Annotated in this window: 13 protein-coding genes; 6 read left to right on the plus strand and 7 right to left on the minus strand. The window is 51.0% G+C overall.

Annotation, left to right across the window (positions count from 1 at the left end; translation table 11 throughout):
• The first annotated feature begins 116 nt into the window (after positions 1 to 116).
• Positions 117 to 1,706: an L-aspartate oxidase gene (gene nadB, locus BGX16_RS02410; RefSeq protein ID WP_100424623.1), complete on the plus strand. Its 1,590-nt coding sequence runs from the start codon at positions 117 to 119 to the stop codon at positions 1,704 to 1,706.
• Between the two features lie 67 nt (positions 1,707 to 1,773).
• Here the strand turns inward: nadB and BGX16_RS02415 are convergent, their stop codons facing one another.
• From BGX16_RS02415 to BGX16_RS02430, 4 genes are read right to left on the minus strand one after another with little or no spacing between them, the layout of a single operon-like run.
• Positions 1,774 to 3,351 carry a glycoside hydrolase family 57 protein gene (locus BGX16_RS02415; RefSeq protein WP_100424624.1) on the minus strand — a complete coding sequence of 526 codons (1,578 nt, stop codon included), beginning with the start codon at positions 3,349 to 3,351 and terminating at the stop codon, positions 1,774 to 1,776.
• A gap of 22 nt (positions 3,352 to 3,373) precedes the next feature.
• A complete protein-coding gene (locus tag BGX16_RS02420; protein ID WP_100424625.1) occupies positions 3,374 to 4,636 on the minus strand; it encodes a DUF4912 domain-containing protein in 1,263 nt (420 codons plus the stop codon).
• 22 nt (positions 4,637 to 4,658) lie between these two features.
• Positions 4,659 to 5,906, minus strand: coding sequence for a hypothetical protein (locus BGX16_RS02425; RefSeq protein WP_100424626.1), 1,248 nt, complete (start codon positions 5,904 to 5,906; stop codon positions 4,659 to 4,661).
• Positions 5,903 to 7,348, minus strand: a complete 1,446-nt coding sequence (locus BGX16_RS02430; RefSeq protein WP_157797836.1) for a hypothetical protein — start codon at positions 7,346 to 7,348, stop codon at positions 5,903 to 5,905. Before BGX16_RS02430 ends, BGX16_RS02425 begins: the two co-directional genes overlap by 4 nt.
• Positions 7,349 to 7,459: 111 nt before the next feature.
• On the opposite strand from BGX16_RS02430, the gene thrC reads away from it, so the two are divergent.
• Together thrC and BGX16_RS02440 are read left to right on the plus strand one after the other, a co-directional pair.
• On the plus strand, positions 7,460 to 8,800 hold the full coding sequence (gene thrC, locus BGX16_RS02435; RefSeq protein WP_100424628.1) for a threonine synthase: 1,341 nt from the start codon (positions 7,460 to 7,462) through the stop codon (positions 8,798 to 8,800).
• 3 nt (positions 8,801 to 8,803) lie between these two features.
• Complete coding sequence (locus BGX16_RS02440; RefSeq protein WP_100424629.1) at positions 8,804 to 10,048, plus strand: nucleoside recognition domain-containing protein; 1,245 nt, start codon at positions 8,804 to 8,806, stop codon at positions 10,046 to 10,048.
• 72 nt (positions 10,049 to 10,120) lie between these two features.
• On the opposite strand, the gene pepT is transcribed toward BGX16_RS02440, so the two are convergent.
• Positions 10,121 to 11,359 (minus strand): peptidase T, encoded by a 1,239-nt coding sequence (pepT, locus tag BGX16_RS02445; RefSeq protein ID WP_100424630.1) that lies wholly within the window; start codon positions 11,357 to 11,359, stop codon positions 10,121 to 10,123.
• Between the two features lie 66 nt (positions 11,360 to 11,425).
• Positions 11,426 to 12,574, minus strand: a complete 1,149-nt coding sequence (locus BGX16_RS02450; RefSeq protein ID WP_100424631.1) for a redoxin family protein — start codon at positions 12,572 to 12,574, stop codon at positions 11,426 to 11,428.
• A gap of 65 nt (positions 12,575 to 12,639) precedes the next feature.
• Here BGX16_RS02450 and BGX16_RS02455 point away from each other — a divergent pair, with 65 nt between their 5' ends.
• Together BGX16_RS02455 and BGX16_RS02460 are read left to right on the plus strand one after the other, a co-directional pair.
• On the plus strand, positions 12,640 to 14,325 hold the full coding sequence (locus tag BGX16_RS02455; protein WP_100424632.1) for a proline--tRNA ligase: 1,686 nt from the start codon (positions 12,640 to 12,642) through the stop codon (positions 14,323 to 14,325).
• A gap of 124 nt (positions 14,326 to 14,449) precedes the next feature.
• On the plus strand, positions 14,450 to 15,781 hold the full coding sequence (locus BGX16_RS02460; RefSeq protein WP_100424633.1) for an MATE family efflux transporter: 1,332 nt from the start codon (positions 14,450 to 14,452) through the stop codon (positions 15,779 to 15,781).
• Here the strand turns inward: BGX16_RS02460 and mnmL are convergent.
• Positions 15,778 to 16,674: a tRNA modification radical SAM protein MnmL/YtqA gene (gene mnmL, locus BGX16_RS02465; protein WP_100424634.1), complete on the minus strand. Its 897-nt coding sequence runs from the start codon at positions 16,672 to 16,674 to the stop codon at positions 15,778 to 15,780. The two genes, BGX16_RS02460 and mnmL, sit on opposite strands and share 4 nt — an antisense overlap.
• Positions 16,675 to 16,942: 268 nt before the next feature.
• Between mnmL and BGX16_RS02470 the strand changes: the two genes are divergently transcribed.
• Complete coding sequence (locus tag BGX16_RS02470) at positions 16,943 to 18,010, plus strand: sialate O-acetylesterase (RefSeq protein WP_100424635.1); 1,068 nt, start codon at positions 16,943 to 16,945, stop codon at positions 18,008 to 18,010.
• The last annotated feature ends 129 nt before the right edge of the window (positions 18,011 to 18,139 follow it).

The raw sequence follows: 18,139 nt of genomic DNA on the forward strand, positions 1-18,139 counted from the left end.
CCGCCAAATGTAATAAAAAAATCCACTCTAACGGAGCAAGCCCTTTTATATAGCCGTATTTTAGGATTTTTTCTATTATGGGAAACGCCTTCAAACATCAACACTTAGAGGCTACAGTGTACGATATATTGATCCTTGGTGCCGGTATCGCCGGCTTAAGCGCAGCCATCAAGGCGGCAGAACACGGTCATTCCGTTCTCATTTTAACCAAGGGGGCAAAACCGGATGGTTCATCCAACTACGCCCAGGGCGGCATCTGCTCCGTCACTGACCCCAAAGATTCTTTCAAATTGCACCAGGAAGACACCTGCGAAGCGGGTGCAGGACTTTGCAAAAAGAACGCCGTCAAGATTCTCGTCGAAAACGGTCCAAAGACAATCGATCAGCTGGTGAAATGGGGGGTAAAATTCACCCCGGCAGAATCGAACGATGCGAACATCCGCTTTGACCTTCACCTCGAAGGCGGCCACAGCCATCGCCGTATTCTCCATGCCGCGGACTTGACCGGCAAGGAAATCATGAGAGCCCTCCTTGTGAAGATCCATGAATTCCCGAACATCACCTTCCTTGAAAACGCGCTGATCGCCGATTTGATTTTGAACAAGAACAAGACCCGAGCCCTGGGCGCAAAGGTCATCCACCAGAAGACCGGGGAAATCGAAGCGATTTTCGCCAAGGTGACCATCATGGCTACAGGCGGTGCTGGACGCCTCTGGTTCCACACGATCGACCCTCCTGATGCTTGTGGTGACGGTATTGCGATTGCAGCACGAGCAGGCACCGCGATCCAAGACGTGGAATTTATGCAGTTCCACCCGACATCCCTCTATGCCCCGAGCCTCAAAAAGGCGTTCCTTATTTCGGAAGCGGTTCGCGGATACGGTGGAATCCTCAAGAATTCGAAGGGCGAAGAATTTATGAACGGCGTGCATCCGCTCCGTTCCCTTGCCCCGCGCGACATCGTTGCCCGCGCTATTCACCGTGAAATGAAGCGCACCGGCGAACCTTGTATGTTCCTCGACGTCACGGCCCATAATCCGAAAGACACAAAGACCCACTTCCCGCACATTTACGCAAAGTGCCTTTCCGCTGGTGTCGATATGACGAAGGAATGGATTCCGGTCGTTCCGGCAGCGCACTATATGTGTGGCGGCGTTCTCGTAGACACCTGGTCCAAGACGCAGATCGAAGGACTTTACGCTTCGGGCGAGGTGGCTGCGACAGGCGTACACGGAGCAAACCGTCTTGCTTCGAACTCGCTTCTCGAAAGCGTTGTCTTTGCTCTCCGCGCAGTGGAAAACATTGAAAAGACTGGCATTCTCAAAAAGTCCTTCCGCACACCGACCATCAAGTCGGAAAAGGTCAAAATGACCGGCGGCGAACATTGGAAAAAACGCACCGTCGAAGCCAAGAAGCTCATGTGGGAAAAGTGCGGCATTGTTCGCTCGGTAGCTGGCTTAAACGAAGGACTCGCTAAGCTTCGCGAATTCAACAGCGAAGTCGAAGCCGAAATGAAGAAGCCAGGAACCAAGACCGTCGCCCTTCTCGAATTCCGCAACGCCGTCGAAAGCAGCATCCTGATCGTAAAGAGCGCTCTCGCCCGAAAGGAATCCCGCGGTCTGCAGTCGATTCTCGACTACCCGAAGATGTCCCCGAAGCTTGTACATCACAACATCTATTTGAAGTACCCGCTCGAGAACAACTAATCTTCCAAGCAAATCACAAAAAAGCTCCGTGGAATTGCGGAGCTTTTTTTGTTGACCAAAAGACCTTTTAGTTTTTCAGTCCAATCCACGGGAAGATGTTGTCGCGGGATTCAATTTCCGAAAGCAGAGCTTCATCTTCGAATTCCCCGTTGAACATCGCCGAAAGCTTCATGAAGTCGCGTTCGTGATTTGCCAAGCGTTCGCGGGCATAGCCTTCCGCGGAATTGTTGTGAATCATGAACGCCCAGTCCGAAGCCTGGTACAGCACAAGTTCGCGTTCCATCTGTGCGAGAATTCTCTTTTGAAGAGCCGTCTGCGAAGGCACCTTTTGGGCCGCCTGAAAGAGCGAGAACATCTTGAAGAATTTCGGATAGATGTATTCGACCTGAGGATTGACCCAGACCGAAGCAAAGCCATTTTCTCCCCATGAGGAGAAAATCGGATTGTGAGCCACCGTATCTTCCGGATCCATCTGCATTTCGTTCACCGAAGCGAGCTGCAAAATTTCGGAAGAGGCGGCACGTTCAAAGACAGCTTCAATAAACTGCGGGCCTTCAAACCACCAGTGGCCAAAGAGTTCTGCATCATACGGGCAAAGAACGCAGGGACGGTGGGATTCCATCTGCGAACCGAGTTCCGCCATCAAGGCTTCACGGTTTGCCACGAAAAGTCGGGCGTGCTCGCGGGCCAGGTTCATCGCCTGCCAAGGATGGTAGATAGCCTTCTGTTCCCCACCGGTAATGCGGCAGTACTTGAATCCGGAATCGATCGGAGAGTTTCCGGCAAAGAAATATTCACCGAGATACTCGCGGTCGAGTTCCTTCGAAATATCTTTGTAGAATTCGCGGTAATCCGGATGACCCGGATAGCCACGCTGACGACTCCAGACTTCCACCGAACTAGCCTGCTCACGTCCCAGAACGAGAAGTCCGGACGGAGTCTTGATCGGAGCGAACACACCGTACTTCGGGGCCGGATCGGCAAGCAGCACGCCATGGGTTTCCATGAAGAAATACTGCAAGCCCTGTTCCGCCAGATATTCGTCGAGTCCATCAAAGAATCCGCATTCCGGAAGCCAAACACCCTTCGGGGCGCGGCCAAAGGCACGTTTAAAAGCTTCGATCGTCAAGCGAATCTGCAAACGGATGCTTTCCGGTTCCGCCTGGTAAGCAGGAAGGAACGGATGCGTTCCGATACACGTCAAAAGAGAAAGCTTTCCACGGCGTTCGAGAGCTGCGAATTCCGAAAGAATATCGCGCTGCAAGCGATTTTCCCAAAGTTCGGAAAGTTCCATGATACGAGCCGCATAGAACTTTGCAATCTGCAAACGCTCCGGATCCTTTTCCAAACGGCGCAATTCCTTGTGAGCGAGTTCCTGCAGCTTTTCCAAGTGGCGAGAATAACGTTCGCAAAGAAGCTTGTCCGAAAGCATCGCAATCAGCGTCGGAGAGATGCTCAAGTTGAGCGTCCCTGGAACACCCTTTTCCGCTAAATGCGAAAGGGACTGCACAAGCGGCAGATACGATTCGGTCAACGCTTCAAAAAGCCAGTTTTCTTCCAAAAAACGGTCATATCTCGGATTGCGCACGAACGGTAAATGCGCGTGTAGCAACAGATAAAGCTGACCATTGCAAGCAGTATTCAAACTAGACCCTAAACCTTAAAAATTACTCGGTACGCTTCACCACAACCGGAACGATCGTCGTCGGGAAGTCGCCATCCTTATCGGTTGCAAAGACCGGTATGATCTGCGTCGAATCCGGAAGATCCTGTTCAAAAGAAAACGTGCCATCCGGGTTCAGCGGGAACGGTTCGCCACGTACCTGGAGGTGTGCGTCCGGACGGGTTCCGCCGTACACGATCAAGCGTGTCTTGACCCAGAGGAAGAAATCCTTGCCGTAATTGACGGAACCCGGAGTCGGCTGAAGAACCGAGCCGCTCGAAAGCAGACTGGATTCGCTCGAAAGGGAGCCCGAGAAAAAGGATTCCGAAGAACTGGCGAGATGTTCGAGCCAAGTCGCCACCGACTGGCTGGAAAGGCCCGAACTTCCGAATCCGCCGATACCGGCTCCACCGAGGGAAGCCTTAAAGAAGACGCTTTCGGAATTTGAAACGGACTTCTTGACATTTTCATAACTGAAAACCTGCATCGCCGGAGCTTCGACGATCGGTTCAAACTTGCCTTCCGGAGTCTTGGTGCCGAGAGATGCGCTGAAAGAAGTTGCAACCCGATTCTGAACATACCAGCTCTTGGCATCGGCAGGGACTTCAATATCCTGAAACTTGTGCCTCTTGTTCTTGCGAACGGTCAAGTCCTTGGAAACGTCATACAAGCGGAGAACGAGAGTTCCGTTACCCTGAAGAGCGCCCTTTAAACGTTCTTCCTTCACATCCCAGAATGCGTGGAGGAAGTTCGGATCGCGCTGCATCAAGACGAGGTATTCCGGAGAGAATTCCGACGGAATCTTCTGGATGTTTTCAATCTTTTCGGCCACCTTGGTAGCCGCATTTGCGACAGCCTTCGTAGCCTTTTTCACAGCCGGCTTCACCACGTTTTTGACAGTATTCGTAGCAGCGTTTTTTGGAGTAGAGTCCTTCGTAGCGGGCTTTTTCGTTACAGCGGTCTTAGCCGGAGCCACCTTTGTCGCAACAGTCTTGGCTGTAGTCGCCTTTGCCGTTGCAGACTTTGCGGTCTTGCTTGCAGCGGTTTTCTGCGTCACAGTCCGCTTGATTTCTTCGACCTTGGACTTCACAGAAGCCTTAGCCTTGCGCGACGCTGTCTTGAGTTCGGCGACCTTGGTTTCCGCCTTCTGCGAAATCGCCTTCAGCTCCTGAACCTTCGCCTTTTCCTTTTTCACTACATCTTTCACAGTCTTCTTGACCGCGGTAGTGAGACTAGACTTTACTGTAGCCTTCTTTGTCGTGCTCATGTTTGACACTCCTTTGGCACAATCAATGCACCTTTTTCGGCTTATTACCCCAATTGCCTACGCCTGTAAGACCGATTGCAATTCCAACGAACTTTTCGTCCCAAATGGAAGATTCCTCCGACTTACGAACGCCGCCCTGGATTGCGATATCCACTTTCGTGCTTCGCCTCCCAAGAGGAAATCCGGAGCCTATACCAACTCCGTACTCCGTGACATCGGAAATGTAATAATTTCTATACCAAGCTCCGAGTCTAAAGTCCATTCTTTGGACATAATTCTTAAAGTAATCTGTAGAACCGGAACGTTCGTAGCCAATTGCGGCCATAAATTCGCTCTGCGTTTTGGTCGTATCTTTCAAATTCCAAGATCCGGCGACGTTACGAATGTCGGCGTCCCAGCTTCGAAGCATAAAGTCAAGTAAAATATTGTGCTTTTTGTGGAAGCGGTAAGCAAACCCAGTAGCCATGGTCGGCGGCACTTCAATTTCACGGTCGAGCTTTGTCGGAACAAGCGTATCCGTTTCGCTGAACTCGATGTTGTATTCCAGATCGTTCTTGAGCGTGTAGGCAGTCGTATAAGAGAAGTAGAACGAGGAATTGCGTCCCTTGTAATGAACAGCACCCGTGTAATAAGCCGGATGATCCTTGATTTTCCAAGAACCCTCTGCGGTTTCCGTAATATCGGAGCTGTTAGTCGCCCAAGCATCCGTCTCTGCAACTTCACTGTTATCACCGCCCAAGGTCAGTTTGCGGGAAACGGAACCCATCACAAAGTGAGCGGTAAATCCCAAAGAAAGGCGACGGAAAAACGGAAGGCGTACCGCATAACTCGGTGTGATTTCATAAATGTTGCCCTGATACTTGAGACTTGCAAGATTTGTCTGCGTCGAATCACTGACTTCTTCATCAAAATTCGACGAATACTTTTGCGAAAGAGCCACGGCAATCGTTCCAAAATCGTGCAAGGCAAAAACAAAGGAAAGCAATGGAATTTCAAGAGTCGAAGACGCGTAAGACTTATCGCTCTTTGAAGCCACGTTTTCTTCAAAAGTCATAGTCGCATTAAAGGACGTGTACTTTTCAAACGCAAGAGAGGCCGGGTTCCAATCCACAATGCCGCTGCCCACTTTAGCTCCGCCCGCATATCCGCGGCCAAGCGTAATCGCGGAAGCGCCTTCGGTCGGCTTACCCAAAGCTTCAAGGCCCATCATCGAAGCGGCACTCGCCGCGATCGTTACAAGGAAAACGGAAAGAAGAATTTTGCGGATCATTCGTCATCCCCCCGCTTGGTAGCAAGCCAGAGCTTCAAATTCATCGGCTGACTGATGTAGTCAGTGAAATCGTAACGCGAGTAAGTCTGATAATCCATGAAGATGTACACGGAGTCACCGTCGTCAGTAATATGGTCGTAATAGAGCGTATCGTAAGGGGCGAGCATCGAATAGCCCATGCGCAAAACGACCCGCATCTTCGCCCCCTTGCCTGCGTGGTTGATAAAGGAGCGCATGCCCTGAGTCAGCTGAAGTCCGAGGGTATCGCCTTCCATGAAGACGAGGTTCGGATGTCCATACTTTTTGATGTATTCACGGTTTAACTTGTACGTTTCCGAAGATTCCATATCGACGCCGTTCGAATCCACAAACGTCGCAGCGACAACTTGGACTGGAAACCCTAGTTCGGAGCCTTCCGTCGAAGAACTGCGACCCATCTTGAGCTGGGCAAGGACGACCGCCTGGCGAACATCGTTGCTATCGCCTTCCGTGTACGGGAACTCATCTCCATAGAATTCATTCAAGGCGGACATGATTCTTTCACTCGGAATTTCCACGAGCAGGGATTCCAGAACGCCACCGTGCAAAACGATGCAGTCCGAACATTCATCCTTGTAGGAACTGATGATCGCGGAGCGGAATGCCCAGATGTTTTTGTAAATGTCCCTTGTCGTCGTATCGCCATCGGAAACCGTCGTCTGCGTGTATCTCTTGACACGAAGGAACGGTACCACGTCGGCGCCCGGTCCGTAGAAGCGATAGAGGCGCTGGGCTTCCGGAGCAGAAATGCGAAGCTGCACACGGGCGGCTTCCGTGACCTTCGCCAAATCCTCGTAGAACGCATGCGGAAGGTCAATCTTCAAAGCGGAGTCCAAAGAGGAAATCTTGACTTTATAAGTGGTATCTGCGGAAGTCGCCTTTTTGAATGATTCGCGAAGACCTGCGACCCAAAGGGAATCCTGGATGTTGCCTAGACTGTCGACAAAAGCAGAACCTTCACCCGTTTCAATGATCCAGGAGAACGTGAGTTCAAGAGTTTCCTTGAGCGGAAGGGAATCCAATTTGAAGCGAGCCTTATCGTAGAAGCCGGAGTCCGGATAGAGGGCAAGGAAAGCGGAGCGATATTCTTCCGAGCTGTCTGCCGAATACTGCGCAAAGAAGCTCTTATCGCGGAAACCGATGTCCAGGACCCAATCGTGTTGCATGCCGTTGACCGCGCCGACGACACCCTGGTAATAATTGATACGCGGTGTACTGTCAAAGCCCACTTCATACGAAGAGAGTTCAAGGTCGCTGATTTCGACCGTTTGCACTAAATAGTTCGAAGGAAAGCCCTGATCGTCCAACCAGGTGACCAAAGCGTCTCCATCCGAGTCAAAAATGCACGATGCAAGCAAGAGCATCGGCAAGATGGCAAATACGAAAAACTTGAATTTCTTCACGGAAACTCCGAAAAAAGGAAACTACACGTGCAAATATACAAAGTCTTCTTTCGCAAGATTTCTAGATTTTGCCCGTTAAAACTTTTTTAGGGACATCTCCCTGAGGCCATTATGAAACCTTTCCACGCATATTTCCAGAACATCAATGGAACTGATACCTATCCGCTCGACGAAGTCATTTATCGCAGCAAGGTCGATAACAGCCTTCTCGAAGTCCATCACGACCGTGAAGCCCTCGCAGAACGCTCCCCAGAAGAATGGAAGAAACTCTTTGCCGAACGTCGCATGAGCTTTAAGCCGGAAGACATGAGCGGTATCTGGAGCAAGCGTGAAATGGTTCTCCCGGAAATGCCTGTCGAAGACATCGTGACGATGCGCGAAGGCTGGAGCCCGCTTTTTGACGCAGCCCCGCTCGCCAAAGAACTCGGCATCAAGAGCCTCAAGGTCAAGCTTTGCGGCAATTCCCACACCGGCTCTTTTAAGGACCTCGGCATGACGGTTCTCGTAAGCCAGGTGAACCACATAATTAAAAAGCAGATCCATGAAATCGACGCGGTCGCTTGCGCATCTACCGGCGACACCTCTGCAGCTCTGAGTGCTTACTGCGCCAAAGCAGGCATTCCGTCGATCGTATTCCTCCCGGCAGGCAAGACGAGTACCGCTCAGCTGATTCAGCCGATTTCGAACGGCAGCATCGTGCTTGCCCTCGACACGGACTTTGACGGCTGCATGAAGATTGTGCAGGAAGTCACAAAGGATAACCGCATTTACCTCGCGAACTCGATGAACAGCCTCCGCGTGGAAGGCCAAAAGACGATTTCTCCGGAAATCTGCCAGGAACTCGGCTGGAAGGTTCCGGATGTGGTCATTATCCCGGGCGGCAACCTCGGTAACGTAAGCGCTCTCGCCAAGGGCTTTGAAGACTGCAAAGCGATGGGTCTCATCAATAAGATTCCTCGCATTGTCGTCGCTCAAGCGGAACACGCAAATCCGTTCTACCAGGCTTACGAACGCGGCTTCGACAAGCTCGTTCCGGTTCAGGCCAAGAAGACCCTCGCAAGCGCAATTCAGATCGGCAACCCGGTCAGCTATCCGAAGGCAGTACGCGCCATTCAGAATACGAACGGCATAGTCGTGAGCGTGACGGAAGAAGAACTTGCAAACGCCGCTCACCGCGCAGACCGCATCGGTCTTTACGCTTGCCCGCACACGGGCGTCGCACTCGGCGGTCTTGAAAAGCTCGTTGCCGCAGGCAAGATCGACAAGGAAGAAGCAGTGATTGTCATCAGCACCGCCCACGGTCTGAAGTTCACCGAATTCAAGGTCGGCTACCACGAACAGAAGCTCGAAGGCATTCAGAGCAAGTTCGCAAACCCGATTTTCAAGGCTCCGGCCGAAATCGGCGCTGTGATGGATATCCTCAAGAAAGAAATGGCGAACCGGAGACGCTAAGAAATGGTTTTGAATGCCATCTGGCTCATCTTCTTTTTTGGAGCTTTTATCGCGTGCTTTGTCCAATGGATTGCCTTTGGAGATTCGGGAATTTTCAACAAGACAATCCTTTCTGCATTCGATATGTCCAAGACGGCGTTTGAAATCTCGATTGGTCTCACAGGCATTCTGAGCCTTTGGCTCGGCATTATGAAAATCGGGGAAAAAGCGGGAGCCATACAAGTTCTTGCAAAGATTGTTCAGCCGCTCTTTACCCGTCTCTTTCCCGAGATTCCCAAGGATCATCCGGTCATCGGCACGATGCTCATGAACATCAGCGCGAATATGCTCGGTTTGGACAATGCGGCAACGCCGATGGGCTTACAGGCCATGAAGCAGTTGCAGGAGCTGAATCCGAACGAAGACAAGTCCGTTGCAAGCGATTCCCAAATTCTCTTTCTCGTTTTGAACGCAAGCGGTTTGACGCTCATCCCGGTCAGCATCATGACCTACCGTGCGCAGATGGGCGCCGCAAACCCGAGCGACGTGTTCCTTCCGATTCTTCTTGCGACTTTCTTCAGCACGATTGCAGGCATTATCGCGATCAGCTTCTTTCAAAAGATCAAGCTCAAGGATCCGGTGACGCTTCTTTGGCTAGGCGGTCTTTGCGCAGGCGTGATCGCACTTCTCGCCTACTTTAGCCGTTTGACAGCCGAAGCGCTCGGAACGACAAGCCTTTTTATTAGCGGGATCGTTCTCTTTAGCGTCATCGTTGCCTTTCTGGGCCTTGCGGTCTATAAAAAGATCCGCCCCTATGAAGCCTTTATTGAAGGAGCGAAAGAAGGTTTCCATACCGCAGTCATGGTCATTCCTTACCTCATTGCCATTCTCGTCGGCGTGGCGGTTTTCCGCGCGAGCGGTGCAATGGACCTGGTCATGAACGGCATCTCTTATCTGCTCAATCTTTTCGGCATCGGTAACGATGTGGTTCCGGCGCTTCCGACGGCCATCATGAAGCCGCTCAGCGGTGGCGGTGCCCGTGGCATGATGATCGATGCGATGAAGACTTTTGGCGCAGACAGTTTTGCAGGTCGCTTGAGCAGTATGTTCCAAGGCGCAACCGACACCACGTTCTACGTGCTCGCGGTTTATTTTGGATCGGTGGGCGTTCGCAAAACGCGCCACGCACTTACCTGCTGCTTGATTTCGGACTTGGCGGGCATTCTTTCGGCGATTACCATCGCCTATCTGTTCTTCCCGCCGACCTAATCCTTTTCACTTGAAAGCAAAAAACGCAGTTCAAACGAGCTGGGTTTTTTGCTCTAATTTTTGATTGGAAAGCTATTCTGCAGTTGCGATGTTCAAAATGATTCGCGAAACAGTTTCAATGCCTTCCACCGTTACATGTTCAAACGGACCGTGGTACGCATAGCCGCCCGTGCCGAGGTTCGGACAGGGCAATCCCATCAAGGAGAGCCTTGCACCGTCCGTACCACCGCGAACAGGATTGCTCACCGGTTCAAGACCTTCCTTTTGAATCGCCCTGCGGGCACGTTCAAGCACCTGCGGATACTGTTCAATCACCTGCATCATGTTGCTGTAGGAAGGCTCGATCTCTAGCGAAAGAATTGCATCTTCCGAATTACCGCCGAACTTAGAATTGAAGATAACGGCAAGGTTTTCCAGATACTTCAAACGCTTTTCAAACATCTGACGATCGTGATCGCGGACGATGTAGGTAAGCGTTGCACTGGAAACATCTCCCCGCATATCGATCAAATGATAGAAGCCTTCCCTGCCTTCGGTCATCGCCGGAGTTTCATTCTTCGGGAGCGCCGTTATGATTTCTGCAGCCATGAGGCTTGCGTTCTTCATAATGCCCTTGGCATTACCCGGGTGAACACTCTTGCCGCGCACTTTAAAAATCGCAGTCGCCGCATTGAAGTTTTCATACGCGACTTCACCTTCATAGCTGCCATCCACCGTATAAGCGAACTTCGCCTTGAAATACTGCAAATCAAAGAGGTCCGCACCGCGACCGATTTCTTCGTCGGGCGTAAAGCCTACCCAGATATCGCCATGCGGAATTCCTTCCCCGTTACGATCGCTTTCGGCAAGGAGTTCCATCGCCGTCACAATCGCCGTAATTCCCGACTTGTCATCCGAGCCGAGGAGCGTTGTGCCATCCGTCGTGATTAGCGTTCTGCCTTTTAACGTAACGAGGTCCGGAAATTCCGAAACCTTCAATACATCGCCCGTTCCTTGGAGAACGATATCGCTTCCATCATAGTTTTCAAAAATCTGCGGTTTGGGATTCACACCGGAAAAATCCGGAGCCGTATCCATGTGGCTGATAAAGCCTATCGCGTCGTCCGATTCATGTCCAGCCGTTGCCGGGAGCATCCCGTAAACGTAGCCGTGTTCGTCGATCTTGACCCGTAAGAGTCCTATTTCTTTTAATTCTTCGGCAAGATATTTGCCGAATTCGAGTTGTTGCGCTGTACTCGGGCAAGTGTTAGAAGCTTCGTCCGAGGTCGTCGTAAAGCTTACATACTTGAGAAAACGATCTAGAATCTTCATGCCCTAAATTTATAAATGAAAAAGCCTCCCCTACTGGGGAAGCTTTTATTTTACGCTTTTCAGAAATTACTTGGCGAGCTTAGCGAGTTCAGCCTTGATCGAATCCTTTTGGGCTTCGAAGCTCTTGAACGTGCTGAGAGAGCCGTCTTCCTTGACAATGTAAGCCTTTGGAACGTAGCCGTCGCTGTAGAGTTCACCGAATTCACGGGCTTCATCAAAGAACACATCCATGCCCGCTTCTTCGAGCTTGAATTCTTCCATGTAGCTGCGGATGTCGCGTTTGTTATTTCCTCCGCTTGCCACAGCGATCGACTTGATGCCCTTGTCCTTGAATTCATTGGCGATAGCCTTGATTTCCGGCGTTGCGTGACGGCAGTGGCCGCAGGTCGTCGAGAAGTAAAACACAAAAAGCGGCTTACCGGCATACGCTTCGAGGTTTTCTGCAGACACGGAAATACCCGTCGCTTTCACCTTGAAGTTGAGCTTTGCCTGAGTGCCGTCAGAGAGCGTATCGCCACGGAGCGGAGCGACAGATTCCTTGAGCTTCTTTTCTTCTTCCTTCTGCTTTTCGATCGCAGCCTTGCGCTGTTCCATGATCTTTTCACGCAGACGTGTGCCCAGAGCATTCAACGTATCCTGCGGAAGCTGGAGCTTCTTCGAAGAGTCGGCCGCATTTGCACGGACATCGTTCATCGACTGCTTGAACGCAGCGACGTCGAGGTCCAAAGCGGACTGTTCGGAAAGCGAAGCGATCTGCGCACCGAACTGAACACCAAGAAGGTAGGAAGCGTCGCTCGCCTGTTCGGCGGTCAGCGGAGCCGGCTTTTCCGGAGCCTTCGGAGCGGCTGCGGTATCCGTCGAGTCCTTCTTCGGCGGGAGCGGCATCTTGAGAGCCTGGAAGGCGCGAGCACGGCTATTCATCATCATGGCGATACCCGTCATCACGGAGTCAGAATACTTGATCTTAAACGCAGTGTCCTTGACCATTTTGTAGCCATCATCCACGGCAGCGGAGAAGGTCGCTTCATCCAGCGGGAATTCGAGCTGGTTCTTGGTAATGTTCTGCACCTGCATACCGAACTGGGTGCCGAGCATGTAAGCAATCTTTACTTCGTCCTTGTCGTTGAGACCCACTTTTACATTTTCAGTTTTCTGCGTATTGCAAGCAACAAGAGCGGTCGTCGCAGCAACAAGCGCGATAGAGCGTAACTTCATTCTAATGCCTCCTTGGCATATCAATTTGGCAAATAAACTAGTAAATTTTCTAATTTTCGGTTACTATGAAGCTCTCTAAGTTCTTTTATACCACGCTCCGCGAAACGCCGAGCGACGCCACCATGCCGAGCCACATCTTCCTCATGCGCGGCGGTTATATTAAACCTCTGTCCACCGGTATCTATAGTTACCTCCCGATGGGCTTCCGTGTCCTCAAGAAAATTGAAAACTTGATCCGTGAGGAAATGAATTCCATCGACGGTATCGAAGTCGATCTTCCGGTTGTGCAGACAGCAGAACTTTGGGGAGAATCGGGTCGTTACACGGCGATTGGCGAAGAACTCCTCCGCTTCAAAGATCGCAACAACCACAACATGGTTCTTGCGATGACCCACGAAGAAGCGATGACGGACCTTGTGCGCTATGTGGTTTCGAGCTACAAGCAGCTCCCGTTCATGCTCTACCAGTTTAAGACCAAGTACCGCGATGAAGCACGCGCCCGTGGCGGACTTATCCGCGTCCGCGAATTCTTGATGAAGGACGCTTACAGTTTCCACACTTCCCAGGAAGATTTGGACAAGCATTACGAACTGGAATACAAGGCTTATCAGAACATTTTCCGCAAGGTCGGCATTGAACCGGTGATCGTCCAGTCGGATACGGGCATTATGGGCGGTAAAGTCGCTCATGAATTCATGCTCGACACACCGAACGGCGAAGACTACCTGATTCTCTGCAAACACTGCGGCTACCAGGCAAACCGTGAAATCGCAACCTTCGAACGCAAACCGTTCCAGGGCGACGCCAACGCCGCTCTCGAAAAAGTTGCAACACCGAACGCTTCGACGATTGAAGACCTTTGCAAGTTCTTAAATGTGAAGGGCGAACAGACCGCCAAGTGCGTGTTCTTCGACTTCAACGGAAAGCTTGTGACCTGCGTAATCCCTGGCGACTTGGACGTTTCGGAAATCAAGCTTCACAACCTTCTCAAGGCGAAGGAACTTTACCCAGCAGAAGAGGCTCTCATTGAAAAGTGCGGCATGGTTCCGGGATTTGCAAGCCCGATCGGCGCACACGACACGATTGTCATCGTCGATCAGGCTCTCGAAAACGCATACGACCTCGTCTGCGGCGCAAACGAAAAGGGTTTCCACTACGTTCACTTCAACCCGAAGCGCGACATGAGCGGCTATCAAATCGCCGACATCGCCGAAGCGGAAGAAGGTTGCAAGTGCCCGAAGTGCGGAAAACCGCTCTCCGAAACCCGTGGCATCGAACTTGGAAACATCTTCAAGCTCGGTACCAAATTCTCGGAAAGCATGGGCGCCACTTACCTCACCCCGGACGGCAAGAGCGAACCGATCATCATGGGCTGTTACGGCATTGGCGTGGGGCGACTCATGGCATCTGTCGTGGAAAATTCCCACGATGACTTTGGACCGATCTGGCCGAAGGCAATCGCACCGTTCCAGGTGGAAATTGTAAACATCACGAAGGACAACGAAATTGCGGACAAACTCGAAAAGGAACTGACCGATGCAGGTTTCGAAGTCCTCGTGGACGACCGCGACGAACGCGCTGGCGTGAAGTTCAAGGACGCAGACCTCTGGGGCATTCCGCTCCGCATCGCTCTCGGCAAGAAGGGTCTTGCTAACGGCGAAGTGGAATGGAAGCCGCGTGCCGAAAAGGAAATGACGATGGTGAAACTCGAAGACGTCATCGCCAAGGTCAAGGAATTCTACAAAGACTGATTTCTTTGTTTGAACACTTGAAACGCTCCGCCCATGTGGAGCGTTTTTTGTTTACAAAAGGAACCAATACCCCTCTACAAAGCGAAGTCTCCAATTTCTATTATATGCGATGAGGAATTTCTCTATGGCAGACAACGTCAAAGACCGTGGCATTTTAAGTCTCTCCTGGCCTCTGATCATCACCTTCGGAATTGGAGTTTTCCAGCCGATGATGGACAGTTGGTTCCTTTCGCGAACAAGCGAAAGCGCAGCGGCGGGCGTCGGCGCCTTAATGCCGATTCTCGGCACGATCTTCATGGCGATTCAAGCCTTTTCACAAGCAGGCGCCAGTATTGCTTCGCAGTTCATGGGAGCAAGTGCCAACAGCCATGCGCGAACAACCATTTCCATGGTGATCATCGGAAGCGCCTTGCTCGGCATAGCAATGACAATGCTCGTATTCCCATCTTCCGGTTGGATCGTAAGCGCCATGGGTCTTTCGGGCAATACAGCAAAATTCGGAATGCAGTTCATGCAGGTTGTCTGCTTTGGATTTGTTTTCCGCGCTCTGCAAACGACCTTGACTGCGATGATCGCGACACACGGCCTCACGATCTGGAACCTGATCGGAAATTCCATCACCATCGCATTCAACATTCTTTTGAACATCATCTTTTTGAACGGCATGTTTGGACTTCCCAAAATGCACGTGGAAGGCGTCGCCCTGGCAACGGCTCTCTCCTGGGCATTTTCCAGCGCTGTTCTTTGGGCAGTTTTAAAATACAAGATTCACCACAAAACAAAACGCCTCGACATAAAGCGTTCCCGCGTATTGATCGGAGACTGGATTCGAATCGGGCTCCCGGCTGCCGCAGAACCGGTGAGCTTTCAATTGTTCCAAGTGTTTATTACCGCAATGGTCGTGCACCTTGGAACCATGGCTGTTACAGCAAGAGTCTTTAGCGCAAACTTTGCGATGTTCGCCATTATTTTGGGAGTGGGCCTTGGCAATGGAAACCAGATTCTTGTCGCCCATCTTGTTGGCGCACACGATTACAAAAAAGCGAACCGTCGAACTTACCAATCATTGATCGCAAGCTGTTCCGCAGGTTTTGTCATCGCTTTGATCGTCGCCCTTTTAGGATCGCATTTGCTGAGCCTTTACACCGATAATCCCGACGTCATCGCCCTCGGCTCTGCATGCCTTTGGTGCGATGTCGTACTGCAACCGTTCAAATCGGCAAACGTGATTTTAACAGGCTCTCTCCGTGCCGCAGGCGATTCCAAATTCCCAGCGATTTTTGGAAGCTTGATGATGTGGACGCTCGGAGCGGGAACCGCCCTCTTCCTCGCATTCGTTCTGGACCTTGGATTGATCGGTCTTTGGCTCGGCATGGCGAGCGATGAATTCTACCGTTCCTGCGCAAATCTGTGGCGCTGGAAGAGCGGACGTTGGAAAGCGGCGACGGTCGTTTAACCGGGCTGATTGGACTGTAATAGTTCTTCGACGCGAGCGACGATCTTGCTGCGGTTTCCGCTCCAATCCGGAGCGATGAGAGTTTCGTTCTGCGCTTCGCCACTAAAGCGTTCAATGGCGATTTGCATTCCCACGATTTGAATGAACCGCGCCACGGCATTGCAGTAACCTTCGAACGAAAGCAGTTCAAATTCCCCACGTGCAAATTCTTCCGCCATGCGCGTTCCGCGGACAATGTGCAACGGGTGAATTTTGACAGCGCTCACGCCCGAACTTTTAATCGTCTCTGCTGTCCGTTCAAAGTCTTCCATCGTTTCGCCGGGGAGTCCAAGAATCACGTGCGACGTCACAATCAATCCCGACGCATGGGCCCGTTTGACAGCATCCAAAAAATCCGCAACCGTATGACCGCGACCGACACGTTCTAACGTGACATCGCTCGCCGTCTGAAGCCCTAGTTCAAGAATCACTTTTTTTCGCGTATTTTCATAAGCGAGAAGTTCCATCACATCAAACGGAACACAGTCCGGACGCGTCCCGATCGCTACACCGATGACTTCTTCTGAAGCAAAAGCCGGCTCGTAAATTTCACGCAACCGATCGATAGGCGCATAGGTATTCGTGTACGGCTGAAAATAGGCGAGGATTCCCGCATCTTTATACTTGCAACGAATCCGCGGCAAGAATTCCGCAATCTGCTCCTGCACATCCACACCCGCCTTATCCCAGACCGGGCTAAAAGACTTATTGTTGCAGTAACTGCAACCGCCCTTTCCTCGAGAACCGTCCAAATTTGGACAGCTCATTCCCCCGTTCAACGGCAATTTGCGTACGCGCTTCCATTCGGGAAAAGTCTTGGCGAGAAATTCTTTATATGTCGTGTAGAAGGGCATAGCTTTAAGCGTTCTGTTGTGAAGGATAAGATAATTAAAAAAACTCCGCATAACAAAAAATACATTCACAAAAACCTTTATTACACTCAAAGACAACAGCACCCTTAATTCGGAACTCGATGATGTTCTAACCCATCACCGAACTTCCTTTTTGCATCTCACAATTTCGGGGTGTTTTTTGCTGTTTAATATTTAACAACAGAATCTTTTTGACAAACCTCTCTTTTGAATTTTGCCGATATAATTTGTGAGCAAAAGGAGAGATTGGATGAATAAAATTTTATTTGGAGCAGCTCTCGCTGTTTCCGTCATCAGCGCCTTTGCAGAGCCTGATCCCAACTTTCACATTTACATCGCCTTTGGACAGTCGAATATGGAAGGCCAAGCGACCGTAATCGAATCCAATAAAATTCCGAATGAAAACTTTCAGGTTCTCGCCTCCATGACTTGTCAAAACATGGGAAGAACACTCGGCGAATGGGCTGTCGCAATTCCACCGCTTTTTCACTGCTACACGGGCCTCTCTCCCGCAGACTACTTCGGCAAGACAATGGCAGACAGCCTTCCTGGCATTAAAATCGGCGTAATTCCCGTTGCTGTCGCCGGAACAAGCATCCAACTATTTGATAAAGACCAATACGCCTCTTACCTTCCCACGACCGAAAGTTGGCTTCAAAGCAAAGCGGCCGACTACGGCGGTAATCCCTACGGTCGCATAATCGACCTCGCCAAGGAAGCTCAAAAAGTCGGCATCATCAAGGGCATTCTCTTTCACCAGGGTGAAACCGACGGCTACAACGACAGCTGGGGCAATACGGTCAAAAAAGTCTATGAAGATATGCTAACGGATCTCGGACTTTCCGCAGATACGGTGCCGTTCATCGCAGGCGAAGTTCTGCAGGGAGGTCAATGCGCAGGCGCCAACAGCCAAATCAACGCTCTGCCGAATAAAATTGCAACGGCGCACGTCGTCAGCTCCGCAGGCTGCGCTGGAGGCTCCGACAACTTGCACTTTAGCAACGAAGGTTACCAACTTTTAGGCAAGCGCTATGCGGAAAAAATGCTTACCCTTTTGCCGAGCCGTGCCCCCGTTCTGTCATCTAGCTCTGCCGAATCCTCGAGTTCTGCGGAATCCAGTTCTTCAGAAGAAACACAAGCCATCCAGCCAAGATATTCCATTCCAAAAACAGAAGAAGTTCCATTCAATATCTATGATTTAAGCGGAAAAAAGATCGGGACCTTTACAGCACAAAGCAACGATTGGAAAGCCACCTGGAACTCCATCCGCGGTAAATATCCTGAAGGTCATTACTGTATTCAAAAATTTTCTCGTTAGATTTCTCTCTTCTTAAACACTCTCACATCACCTAAAAGCTCTCGCCCTTCGGGGCGGGAGTTTTTGATAAGTCGAATTCTTGGCCTGTACATTTCCGTGGCAAAGGCAAAGGGGCTCGGATTTCACGGT

It is taken from the genome of Hallerella succinigenes (genome assembly GCF_002797675.1).
Lineage (GTDB): Bacteria > Fibrobacterota > Fibrobacteria > Fibrobacterales > Fibrobacteraceae > Hallerella > Hallerella succinigenes.

Coding starts and splice junctions, on each gene's coding strand:
- mnmL (WP_100424634.1), bottom strand. CDS start 16,674: ATGCCCTTCTACACGACATATAAAGAATTTCTCGCCAAGACTTTTCCC.
- BGX16_RS02420 (WP_100424625.1), bottom strand. CDS start 4,636: ATGAGCACGACAAAGAAGGCTACAGTAAAGTCTAGTCTCACTACCGCG.
- BGX16_RS02460 (WP_100424633.1), top strand. CDS start 14,450: ATGGCAGACAACGTCAAAGACCGTGGCATTTTAAGTCTCTCCTGGCCT.
- BGX16_RS02425 (WP_100424626.1), bottom strand. CDS start 5,906: ATGATCCGCAAAATTCTTCTTTCCGTTTTCCTTGTAACGATCGCGGCG.
- BGX16_RS02470 (WP_100424635.1), top strand. CDS start 16,943: ATGAATAAAATTTTATTTGGAGCAGCTCTCGCTGTTTCCGTCATCAGC.
- pepT (WP_100424630.1), bottom strand. CDS start 11,359: ATGAAGATTCTAGATCGTTTTCTCAAGTATGTAAGCTTTACGACGACC.
- BGX16_RS02440 (WP_100424629.1), top strand. CDS start 8,804: ATGGTTTTGAATGCCATCTGGCTCATCTTCTTTTTTGGAGCTTTTATC.
- BGX16_RS02450 (WP_100424631.1), bottom strand. CDS start 12,574: ATGAAGTTACGCTCTATCGCGCTTGTTGCTGCGACGACCGCTCTTGTT.
- thrC (WP_100424628.1), top strand. CDS start 7,460: ATGAAACCTTTCCACGCATATTTCCAGAACATCAATGGAACTGATACC.
- BGX16_RS02455 (WP_100424632.1), top strand. CDS start 12,640: ATGAAGCTCTCTAAGTTCTTTTATACCACGCTCCGCGAAACGCCGAGC.